Genomic DNA, 11641 nt, shown 5'->3' with positions numbered 1-11641 from the left:
GCTAAGCCTCACAGCGCCGATGGTACTGCAGGGGGGACCCTGTGGGAGAGTAGGACGCCGCCGAACAATCATTGTGGGAAAGCCCCCCGACGGGAAGTCGGGGGGCTTTTTCGCGTTCCCGGGGCGGTGAGGGTCGGCCGGGGTGGTGCTAGGTCCACCTCAAAGAGGGGTGGCACGGCCAATGTGCCGGCCGTGGTGCTGACGAGAGACTGAGAGCGTTCAGGGGGACGGCGTCCTACTTCTCGGGGAGCGGATTTTGGCGACGACAGCATGGTTCGGTGATGGCGGGGCCGCCCGGTCCCTGGTCGCTGAGCGGGCGCGGGTGGGGGTGCGGGCCTGCGGGCAGGCCGTGGTGATCGTGGGGGCCGCGGCGGCTGGTCTGGTGGTGCCGGTGCTGGCGGCGGTGTGCACGGTTCTGATCGTGGGGCAGCTGTTCGACCAGGGGCCGCTGGGGCTGTACGCGGCGGTGCCGAGCGCGACCGTGGCGGGGGTGTCGACGCTGTACTGGTTCGTGCGGCGCGGTGCGGGGTGGACGCGGTGGCGGGTGGGGCGGGAGGCCGGCGAGCAGTGGGGGGTGGTGTACTCGCCACGGGAGGCGTTGGAGCAGGACGCGCGCGGATTCTGGTGGACGGGGGTGTCGTACCACCGGAGGCAGGGGGTAGCGCGGCTGGTGCAGTTCGTGCGCTGGGCGGTGCGGGATCACCAGGTGCAGCGGGAGGGGGCGTGGCTGCTGGCCAATCCGGTGGGGGTCGTGCTGTTGCTGGGGGTGCCGATGGCGCTGTTGTGGGGCGGCCTGGTCTTCATGGGCTCGGCCACGGTGGATTCACGGCATTTCTTCGGGTTGAACAGCCAGCCGTTGAACCTGCTGTTCTCCACGTTGATCGGCGGGGTGCTGGCTGCGGCCGGGCTGTCGGCGATGCCGTGGGCGGTGCGGATGCACGGGGCGTTCGCCTGCCGGGTGCTGGGCGGCGGGCCGCAGCCCAGCCGGGCGCAGTTGACCGAGCGGGTGGCGCAGTTGACGGAGACCCGGGCCGACGCGGTGGACGCGCAGGCGGCGGAGCTGCGGCGGATCGAGCGCGATCTGCACGACGGGGCGCAGGCGCGGCTGGTGACGATCGGGCTGACGCTGGGGACGATCGAGCACCTGATGGCCCCGGGGCAGACGGCGGCCCGCGAGCTGCTGGCGGAGGCCCGGGAGGCTTCGGCGAAGGCGTTGCAGGAGCTGCGCGATCTGGTGCGGGGCATCCACCCGCCGGTGTTGGCGGAGCGCGGACTGCCGGACGCGGTGCGCGAGTTGGCGTTGACGGCGATGGTGCCGACGGAGGTGACGGTCAGTCTGCCGGGGCGTCCGGAGGCGGCGTTGGAGACGGCGGTGTACTTCAGCGTGAGCGAGCTGCTGGCGAACGCGGCGAAGCACGCCCGGGCCCGGCACGTCTGGGTCGACGTGCTGCACCGGGCGGGCCGGCTGCGGGTGGTGGTGACGGACGACGGTCTGGGCGGGGCGCGGATGGAGGTGGACGGAGGGCTGCGCGGGATCGAGAAGCGCTTGGGTACGTTCGACGGAACGATCTCGCTCGACAGTCCGGTGGGCGGGCCGACCACGATCACGATGGAGCTGCCGTGCGCGTTGTCCTCGCCGAGGACCTCTACCTCCTCCGCCAAGGGCTGAGCAGGCTGTTGGAGATCCACGGGTTCACCATCGCGGCGGCGGTGGAGACCGGGCCGGATCTGCTGGCGGCGCTGCTGTCCGAGCGGCCGGACGTGGCGGTGGTGGACGTCCGGCTGCCGCCGACACTGACGGACGAGGGGCTCCAGGCGGCACTGGCGGCGCGCCGGGAGATCCCGGGGCTGCCGGTGCTGGTGCTGTCGCAGCACGTGCAGCAGTTGTACGCGCGGGAGTTGCTGGCCGACGGCACGGGCGGGGTGGGGTACCTGCTCAAGGACCGGGTGTTCAACGCGGACCAGTTCGTGGACGCGGTGCGGCGGGTGGCGGCGGGCGGAACGGCGATGGACCCGGACGTGATCGGCAGACTGCTGCAGCACAACGCCGGGTCGGAGCCGCTGCAGCGGTTGTCGCCGCGGGAGCGGGAGGTGCTGGGGCTGATGGCGGAGGGCTGTTCGAACTCGGCGATCGCGGCGCGGTTGACGGTCAGCGACGGGGCGGTGGCCAAGCACATCGCCAACATCTTCGGGAAGTTGGAGCTCGTGCCGACCGAGGACGGCAACCGGCGGGTGCTGGCGGTGCTGGCGTACCTGAACGGCACGGTGGAGCGGTCGGCGGGCAGCTGAGCCGTCAGCCGGGCGCGGGCGCCGGACGGGCGGCGGGGCCGGCGGGCGTGCGGTGCGGGCCCGGGAGCGGTGCGCGCATTGGTTCGGACCAGTGGAGGTGTGGTGGCGATCGGAGGCCGTGGTCCGGGCTGGCGCCGGGGGGGAACGCCCGTGCGAGTAGTATCCGGTGGGCCGAGTCTGTCGACGGTGCACCGACATCGCGTTCTGACGCGATGACGTGAAGCGTGCACCCCGGGGCGGGGACGTGTACTCGGCGGCTACAGGTCGTATACGGCAGCTGCCGAGTCCCAGGGGTTGATCAACGAATGGCACGTCCTTCCCTTACCCGCGCGCACCGGGCACTGCTGGGTGTGGTGGCCGTCGGCGCGTGCGTGATCTCGGGCATCGGTTTCGCGGGGTCGTACAACTCGGTGCGCGACCTGGCGATGGAGAAGGGCTTCGGCGCCTTCTCGTACGCCTTCCCGATAGGCGTCGACGCGGGCATCGTGGTGCTGCTCTCGCTGGACCTGGTGCTGACCTGGCTGCGGATCCCGTTCCCGCTGCTGCGGCAGACGGCCTGGCTGCTGACCGCGGCGACGATCGCCTTCAACGCGGCGGCCTCCTGGGGCGACACGCTGGGCATGGCGATGCACGCGGTGATCCCGGTGCTGTTCGTGGTGGTGGTCGAGGCGTCCCGGCACGCGGTCGGGCGGATCGCGGCGATCACCGCGGACCGGCACATGGAGTCGGTGCGGCTGATGCGCTGGGTGCTGTCGCCGGTGCCGACCTTCCGGCTGTGGCGGCGGATGAAGCTCTGGGAGCTGCGTTCGTACGACGAGACGGTGCGGCTGGAGCAGAACCGGCTGGTGTACCGGGCGCAGCTGCGGTTCCGGTACGGGCGCGGCTGGCGGCGTTCGGCGCCGTTCCAGGCGCTGCTGCCGCTGAAGCTGGCGAAGTACGGCGTCCCGCTGGACCCGACGGTGCTCGACCGGATCGACGGTCCGCTGACGGTGCCGGGCGGTGCGGTGCCGGGCGGTGCGGTGGAGGCGTCCGGGCAGGAGGTGCCGGCGGTGCTGGGCGGTCGTGGCCAGGTGACGCAGGCTCAGCCGGCGGCGCAGGCCCGACCGGTGGCCCTGGACGCGCCGGCCCCGCAGCCGGTGCCCCAGGCGCAGGCGCAGGCGCAGGCGCAGGCGCAGGCGCAGGCGCAGGCGCAGGCGGTGCCGCAGGTGTCCGCGGCGGTGGCGGTGCCGACGCTGGCGAAGCTGGCCGCGGTGCGGCTGCGCGACCAGCAGGATCCGGAGGCGGCGCAGGCCGCACCGGTGATCGACCCGTCCGCCGAGCTGAACGTGTGGACGGCCCGTCCGGTGCGCTCGCACGTGGCGCCGCCCGACCAGGAGGTGCACACGGCGCGGGTGCCGGGGCAGGCGTCGCCGTGGTTCAAGGCACCGCGTCCGAGCGGTCCGGAGGAGGAGCTCCGTCCGCAGTCCGGCTACCAGCCGCCGCGCTCCGAGGCGTACGCCGAGCAGGGCGGTGGCCGTCCGGAGGAGTACCAGCCCGAGGAGTACCAGCCCGAGGGGTACCGACCGGTGGCGAACGGCCATGGCCAGGCGCCGCGTCCGCAGCAGCAGGTGCAGCAGCAGGTGCAGCAGCAGGTGCCGGTGGAGGCCGGGGCGGAGCCGATCCTGGTGCCCGGCCGGCCGATGCGGCTGGAGGCGATGATGGCGCCCGAGCCGGAGCCGCTGCCGTTCGAGTCGGAGGACGCCCCGGCGCGCCGTCCGATCCCGGGCGGGGCGGAGCCGCTGGACGCCAACGAGTGCTTCGACGCGCTGGTCAGCTACATGGAGGAGAACCAGCGGCAGCCCGACGAGCGTCGCTTCGCGGAGTACCTGAGCCAGCGCGGCGTCCAGGGGTCGCGGCCGGACGGCGGGGTCGCGGTGAAGGACGTGGAGAAGGTCTGGCAGGACCTCCAGGAGCGGTACATGGAGTCCGGCCGCGGGGAGTGACCCGCGGCGCCGTTCGGAGACAACCACGAACGCGCGATGGCCGTCCGCCGGTTCTTCCGGCCGGGCGGCCATTGACGGTTCCGCGGGACCACCACTACTTTCGCATCAACAAATTGTTGAATTCGTGCGGTGAGTGGAGGAGCCCCAGGATGTCGCAGCCTGCCCAGGTCGGTGCCGCCCGGTCCGTCTCGTTCTCGGACGCCGCCCGGGCGGCCGTCGAGGAACTCCTGACGCCGGTGGACGCCGAACTGACGCGCCGTTACCCGGGCGAGCGCGGCTCGCGACAGCCGGTGCACACCGTGTACGTGCCGGCCGACGCGTTCGGGGCGCACACCGTCCGGGAGTGGGGCGCGCAGGCGCTCGCCGCCCTCGACGAGCACGCCGGGACGCCGGAGCGGCTGGCCGAGGCGCTCGGGGTCGCGGACGACGCGCTGCTGGCCGACGTGCACGCCCGGGTGCGGGCCAAGCTGGAGCGCGAGCCGATCGAGGACCTCCGGATCGACTTCGAGGACGGCTACGGCCCGCGCCCCGACGCGGAGGAGGACGCCGAGGCCGTCCGGGCCGCCCGCCTGGTGGCCGCCGCGGTCGCCGATGGCAGCGCCCCGCCGTACGTCGGGATCCGGATCAAGTGCATGGAGGCCCCGGTCCGGGCCCGCGGCATCCGCACCCTGGAACTGTTCCTCGGCACCCTGGTGGCCGACGGCGGCGGCCTGCCGGACGGGCTGGTGCTGACCCTGCCCAAGGTCACCCACGCCGCCCAGGTCGGCGCGCTGGTGCGGCTGCTGGAGGACTTCGAGCGCCGGGCCGGGCTGCCCGCCGGGCGGATCGGGTTCGAGATCCAGATCGAGACCACCCAGGCGATCCTCGGCCCGGACGGCCGGGCCACCGTCGCGCTGATGATCGAGGCCGCCGGGGGTCGCGCCACCGGTCTGCACTACGGCACCTTCGACTACAGCGCCGCCTGCGGGGTCTCCGCCGCCCACCAGAGCATGGACCACCCGGCGGCCGACCACGCCAAGGCCGTCATGCAGGTCGCCGCGGCCGGCACCGGCGTCCGGCTCTCCGACGGCTCCACCAACGTCGTCCCGACCGGCCCGACCGAGCAGGTGCACGCCGCCTGGCGGCTGCACCACGGCCTGGTCCGCCGCTCGCTGGCCCGCGCCTACTACCAGGGCTGGGACATGCACCCCGCCCACCTGCCCACCCGGTACGCCGCCGTCTACGCCTTCTACCGGGAGGGTCTGGAGGCGGCCTGCGCCCGGCTCGCCGCGTACGTCGCCAAGGCCGGCGGCGACGTGCTGGACGAGCCCGCCACCGCCCGCGCGCTCAGCGGCTACGTGCTGCGCGGCCTGGACTGCGGCGCCGTCGACCTCGCCGAGGTCACCGGGCGCACCGGCCTCGACCGCGCCCGGCTGGACGCCCTGGCCGGGCGGTGAGCGGGAGCCCTGGGCACGGGGCATAGGCTGGGCGGTGCCCGAACCGTACGCACCGACCGACAGCGGAGAGCAACAGCGCCATGGCGGAGCCGAGCCCCAAGCCGTACCTGACCGTCCGGGGCTCCGGCAGCCGTGAACTGGAGATCAAGAAGTCCCGGTTCATCTGCCACCTGGCGCGGGTCGCCGACGAGGAGGAGGCGCAGGCGTTCATCGCGGGCATCCGCAAGCAGTACTGGGACGCCCGGCACAACTGCACCGCGTTCGTGGTCGGCGGCGAGCAGCCGCGCGAGCGCTCCAGCGACGACGGCGAGCCCGCCGGGACGGCCGGGGTGCCGATGCTGGAGGTGCTGCGGCGGCGCGGGGTGACCGACACCGCGGCCGTGGTGACCCGGTACTTCGGCGGGATCAAGCTCGGCGCGGGCGGCCTGGTGCGGGCGTACGGGGCGGCGGTGTCCGAGGCGCTGGACGAACTCGGGCTGCTGGAGCGCCGGCCCGTCGCGCTGCTGGCGGTGACCGTCGACCACACCCGGGCCGGGCGGCTGGAGAACGACCTGCGGGCGGCCGGGTATGCGGTGGCCGGGCTGGAGTACCTGGCGGACGGGGTGCGGATCGAGGTGGGCGTCCCCGAGCCGGAGACGGCGCGGTTCCACACCTGGCTGGCCGAGGCCACCGGCGGATCGGCCGGGGCCCGCCCGGCGGGGCGCACCTTCGTCGAGGTCGAGGTCTGAGGCCGGAACCCGGGGAGGCCGCCTGACGCCCGGTCAGTTCCCGCTCCGGCAGGGGTGCGAGCGGTGCGGCGGGACCATTCGGGTCCTCGTCCGGGAACGCGTGCATCCCTCGCGGAGGAGCGGGTAGCAGAGGCGGCACCGGAGGTGTTCCCGTTGCCGCCGGATGACACCCGATCGAAGGAAACGGGGCCGGATGCGGAACTTCCGCTCCTGGTCATTTCGTCTCCTAGATAGCAGGAACAACGATTCGCCCGATCCGCCATCGACCTCCGGGAGGAGGACTCGCAGAGCCCAGCACCGCACCACGGGAGGTTCCGCGCATGCCCACCGACCACGCCCAGCCGCCCTACCGGCTGACGGCCGCGACACCGCGCCCGCACCACGACACCGCCGCCCTCGTCGACCAACTGCTCGCCGACTGGCTGAAGTCCGAAGGCCACGAGGAGCCCGCGCCCCGCGAACGGCACGCACCCCCCGAGCGACTACGGCTCGGCGAGCGGGTCCTGCTGGACCGCGACGGCGGCCCACTACCCGGCCGCGGCCCCGGAGCCCGCTACGGCCGCCGCAGACTGCGCACGCCCACCGCGCACGGCACCGACCAACTGACCCTCACCCTGGCCTCCGACACCGCCGACGGCCCGACCCGGCTGCGGATCGAGGCCGAGCACCTCCCCGCCGGGCCCACCGTCGCCCCGCCCGGCCGGGCACCCGTTCCCGACCTGGTCCGCCGCCTGCTGCCGCTGCTCGACGCCGCCGAGGGCCCCGTGCCGCTCACCGTCGCCCCCCGGCTGCTGGCGCCCGCCGACCTGGACGGCCTGATCGACGAACTCTGCGACCCCGAACGGCAGCTGCCCACCGTGGTGGCCAGCGTGCCGCCCGCCGTCCCGGTCGAGCGGTGGCGGCACCAGGTGCTCGACCCGCTGCTGCGCCAACTCCCCGGCCTGGCCTCGCTGTACGTGCTCGGGCACGGCGCGCTGCCCCGGTTCAACCTGGCCCTGGAGTACCACAAGGTGTACGGCGGCGCGGTGCGCACCTTCCTGCCCGAGGTCGACCCGGCCTCCCGGGCCGACGCCGCCCGCCACCCCGTCCTGCCGCGCGGCCGGATCGACGAGAACCCGCGCCGGGCCGCCGCGCTGCTGGCCCGCGAACCGCGCCGGATCGCCGCCGAACTGCCGCTGCCCGCCCCGCTGGACGCCGTCCCCGCGCTGTGGCTGCCGCCCGAGGTCCGCAAGGCCCCCGCCGCGCCCCGGGCCGTCGTCGAGCGCCCGCCGGTGCGCCTGGAGCGCTGCCGGCTGCGGATCGAGCCCCCGCGCGAACCGCGCCGCTCCCGGTGCGGCACCGGGCCGGTCAGCTTCGGCGAACTCGTCGACCGCTTCGGCGAGTTCCCGCTGCTGCAGTTCACCGGCGACAGCAAGGAGACGCTCGCCCTGGACGGCCAGAGCGAGGCCGACGGCTGGGCCCGGCTCACCTGGGACGGCCTGACCGCGCTCCAGGAGTACGCGGACGCGGCCGTCCACGGCAAGGCCGGCGGCGACTTCAAGCAGTGGTGCGAGCACACCCCGCCCGGCTGCCACCGCTTCCCGCCGCGCAAGGCGGTCCGCGGCGAGTCCCGCACCGTCGCCAGCCACGGCAAGTGGAAGCGCCAGCGGATGCTGCCCGTCCCCGCCGTCGTCGACTCCTCCTGCCGCGCGTTCATGGGCGCCCACCTGCGAATCGGCGGCGGCGGCACCGCCCCCCGGGTGCACTACCTGGACGACTGCTCCGGCAGCGGCCGGATCTACGTCGGCTACATCGGGCTGCACCTGACCAACACCCGCACCAACTGACCGCTCCCCGGGGGCTGGTGCCACGGACCGTGCCGAGGGCCGGTGTCACACCGGCCCTCGGGCCCGGCCCCTGGACTGACCGGACGTCAAGGGTCGGCCAAACCACCGGTGTTGGCTGACCGCGGAGCCCGGACGGGGGACAATGCTGCTCGGGCCCCGCCGCGGCGGCCCGCCGACGTGCGCCGGACGACCGGACGACCGGACGAGCAGGGGGAAGCACCGCCGATGCAGCATCCAGCCGAGGGCAGCCCCGACGGCACCACCACGGTGCTCCAGCCCGGATTCCTCGCCTCGCTTTTCCGCGAGCTCGGCGCCGACGAGGACGAGGAACCCGACACCGCATCCGACACCGCATCCGACACCGCCGGTCCCGCCGGGGACCGCTCCGCCGGACCGGCCCCGACCGCGGTGCCCGCGCAGCCCGGACCGGCCGAAGCGGCGGAAGCGGCGGACGACCCGGTCGCCGCGCACGGCCGGGCCGCCGCGCTCACCCACCACCGCACCCTCGCCGTCCAGGCCGACCACCAGCGCCTCGCCGACCTGCTGCGCCGGGCCGCCCAGCCGGTGTCCGCGATGGACTTCGGGAGCCAGCTGCGCAGCTACCAGCCCAAACCGTTCCCGGACGCCGGACCCGAGGCCGAACCCGAGCCCGACTGGGCCGACTTCGCGCCGCCCGAGCCCGCCGACACCGACCCCGACCTGCCCCGCTCGCGCCGCCTGCTGGACTCCGGCTACCAGCGCGAACTCGCCCAGGCCCGGCTGCGCCACCAGCGCGCGCTGCGCGAGTGGCGCACCCGGCAGGCCGAACTCGCCGACAGCGGCGCCGTCGCCGCCCGGCAGGCCCACGAGGAGGCCGAGCGGGCCCGGGCCCGGGCCGTCCAGGAGTACAACGACAGCCTGGAGGAGTGCCGCCGCGCCTACCGGCAGGCCGAGCCCGCCGCCGTCGAATCGCTGCTGGAACGCGCCCTGGCCGCCGCCGAGGGCGCCACCCGGGACCTGCCCGCCCCCTGCCGCGCCGTGTTCCGCGCCCTCACCCGCACCGCCGTCCTCGACCTCGACCTGCCGCCGCTGGACACCGTCCCCGCGCTGGCCGGCTACCGGCTCACCGAGACCGGCGAGGTCGCCCCCGTGCCCCGCCCCGCCGCCGACGTCCGCGCCGACTACCTGCGGCTGGCCGCCCGGCTCGCGCTGCGCGCCCTGCAGGCCGCCGACGCCGTCGACACCGACGAGGTGCTGGCCGGCGTGGTCCTCAACGGCTGGCTGCGCGTCCCCGGGCAGCCCCCGCAGTGCCTGCTCTCCGTCGACGCCGACCGCGACGCGCTGGCCCGCACCCGGCTCGTCCCCGACGCCGGGCACCTCGGCGACGAGGGCGCGGACGGCGGCGTCTACGCGGAGGCCGAGCACGACGACTCGCTGCTGCGGCTGCGCGCGCTGGCCGCCGTGATCACCCCCGACCCGTACGCGGGCGAGGCCGTGCTGCCCTGGGGCAGCGCCTCCTCGGCGGTGCCCGCGCTCGGCGAGCTGTCGCCCGGCGAGTTCGCCCTGCTGGTGCGCTCCGTCCTGACCGCGGGCGGCCTGCGGGACTGGAGCGTGCGGCTGCGCGGCCCGGCCGGCCTGGTCGCCACCGCCGAGGGCGAACCCGGCAGCGGCCTGCCCGGCCGCTGGGTGGTCTGGGCCTCCCGCGGCCCCGGCCCGGTCACCGCCGAGGAGATCGCCACCCTGGCCGAGGCCGTCCGCGAGGAGGGCGCCGACCGCGGCCTGCGGATGACCTGCGGCCGGTTCACCGACGAGGCGCTCGACCTCACCGGCGAGGAGGGCCACCAGCGCATCCACCTGATGGACGGCCCCGGCATCCGAGAACTGGCCCGCACCCACCTGGAACTGCCGCTGACCCCGTGAGCCCGCCGGGAACCGGCGGGTCCGCCCGGCGGCCGGCCCGACCGGCTGTCAGGCTGGGGGAGTGGAGAACCGATTCCCCGGCCACCGGGACGACCGGCGCGCGGCCGCTCGGGGCACCCGGCAGACGGCCGAGCAGGAGCACGAGCGCGAACTGGCGATGGCCGAGATGTACGCCGAGTGCGGCCTGCTGCGCGAGCTCGCCGAGTCGGCCGGCGTCCGCCTCGACGACACCGTCGACTCGCTGACCGCCCTCGACCAGCTGCTGCCCCGCTGGCGCGACGACCCGCAGGTCTCCCAGTGGCTCGGCACCGACGCCGGCCTCTACCTCGGCACGGTGATCCGCCGCCGGGTGCCCGACGCCCGCTGGCGGCTCGCCGCCGACGGCCGCCCGCTGATGGTGCTCGGCACCGGCTTCGAGCTCGACGCCACCGCGATCGGCCGCGACTGGGCCGAGCAGGGCGCCCCGCAGCTCGCCGCGGTCTACCGGGCCGCCGACGACGGCTGAGCGCCGCTGCGCCGGGGCCCCGGCCGTCACCCCGACGGTCCGTCCGGGCGGCGCGCCGCCGGTGCCGCCCGCAGGCTGGTCGCAGGGCCCGGCACCGTCCGGCCCGGGCCGGACGGACTGGATGCCCGTGGGCAGCGGTCAGCGCAGCCGTCCGGCCCCCGGCACCGTGACGGGGGAGGCCGAAACTGACCGCCGTGCTGGTCGCCGCGGGCGCCTTCCTGATGACCCTGATCGGCGGCTTCGTCGCCCAGCGCACCGGGGACCGCCGCCACCTCGTCCTCGGCTTCGCCGCCGGACTGATGCTCGGCGTGGTCGCCTTCGACCTGCTGCCCGAGGCGATGGAGCAGGCCCCGCAGCAGCTGCACGGAGTCCCCGAGGCGCTGCTGATGTTCGCCGCCGGCTTCCTCGCCATCCACGTCGTCGAACGCGCCGTCGCCATCCACCGCGGCCACGAGGGCGAGTACGCCGCGCACAGCCACGGCCACGCGCACAGCCACGCGCACGGCCACGCGCCCGGCGAACGGCAGCGCGAGCAGGGCGTCGGGATCGCGGCCGCCTCCGCGCTGGTCGTGCACAGCATGATGGACGGCTTCGCGATCGGCGCCGCCTTCCAGGCCGGGACGACGGTCGGCACGGTCGTCGCCATCGCCGTCGTCGCGCACGACTTCGCGGACGGCTTCAACACGTACACCCTCACCCGGCTGTACGGGAACAACCGGCGGCGGGCCGTCGCGCTGCTGTTCGCCGACGCGCTCGCGCCCGTCACCGGGGCCGGGATCACGCTGCTGTTCACCATCCCGGAACAGCTGCTCGGGCTCTACCTCGGGTTCTTCGGCGGGTTCCTGATGTACCTGGCGACCTCCGACATCCTGCCCGAGGCGCACAGCCCGCACCCGTCCAAGGGCACCCTCGCCTGCACGCTGCTGGGGGTGGCGTTCATGTGGCTGGTGGTGGGGCTGGCGTGAACGGGGACGCC

The 11641-nt window shown here is 75.1% G+C and carries 9 protein-coding genes and 1 rRNA gene; all 10 read left to right on the top strand.

Annotation, left to right across the window (positions count from 1 at the left end; translation table 11 throughout):
* Positions 1-66, top strand: a 5S ribosomal RNA gene (gene rrf, locus ACWEO5_RS26250); the annotation flags it as partial.
* 283 nt (positions 67-349) lie between these two features.
* Positions 350-1669, top strand: a complete 1320-nt coding sequence (locus tag ACWEO5_RS26245; RefSeq protein WP_452164706.1) for a sensor histidine kinase — start codon at positions 350-352, stop codon at positions 1667-1669.
* Positions 1621-2289: a response regulator transcription factor gene (locus tag ACWEO5_RS26240; RefSeq protein ID WP_452164702.1), complete on the top strand. Its 669-nt coding sequence runs from the start codon at positions 1621-1623 to the stop codon at positions 2287-2289. Before ACWEO5_RS26245 ends, ACWEO5_RS26240 begins: the two co-directional genes overlap by 49 nt.
* Positions 2290-2594: 305 nt before the next feature.
* Positions 2595-4271, top strand: a complete 1677-nt coding sequence (locus ACWEO5_RS26235; RefSeq protein WP_452164701.1) for a DUF2637 domain-containing protein — start codon at positions 2595-2597, stop codon at positions 4269-4271.
* 149 nt (positions 4272-4420) lie between these two features.
* Positions 4421-5707: a DUF6986 family protein gene (locus ACWEO5_RS26230; protein ID WP_452164700.1), complete on the top strand. Its 1287-nt coding sequence runs from the start codon at positions 4421-4423 to the stop codon at positions 5705-5707.
* Positions 5708-5787: 80 nt separating this feature from the next.
* Positions 5788-6435, top strand: a complete 648-nt coding sequence (locus tag ACWEO5_RS26225; protein WP_452164699.1) for a YigZ family protein — start codon at positions 5788-5790, stop codon at positions 6433-6435.
* 320 nt (positions 6436-6755) lie between these two features.
* Entirely contained in the window at positions 6756-8261 is a 1506-nt protein-coding gene (locus ACWEO5_RS26220) for a hypothetical protein (protein ID WP_452164698.1), read from the top strand.
* A 225-nt stretch (positions 8262-8486) separates the two neighbouring features.
* Positions 8487-10160, top strand: a complete 1674-nt coding sequence (locus ACWEO5_RS26215; protein WP_452164697.1) for a restriction endonuclease — start codon at positions 8487-8489, stop codon at positions 10158-10160.
* A gap of 61 nt (positions 10161-10221) precedes the next feature.
* Positions 10222-10665, top strand: coding sequence for a DUF6278 family protein (locus ACWEO5_RS26210; RefSeq protein ID WP_452164696.1), 444 nt, complete (start codon positions 10222-10224; stop codon positions 10663-10665).
* A gap of 221 nt (positions 10666-10886) precedes the next feature.
* A complete protein-coding gene (locus ACWEO5_RS26205; protein ID WP_452164705.1) occupies positions 10887-11630 on the top strand; it encodes a ZIP family metal transporter in 744 nt (247 codons plus the stop codon).
* The last annotated feature ends 11 nt before the right edge of the window (positions 11631-11641 follow it).

The sequence above is a fragment of the Kitasatospora sp. NPDC004272 genome (assembly GCF_053603035.1).
Note: the sequence above shows the minus strand (reverse complement) of the source record. Positions and strands in the feature narration are given on the sequence as shown.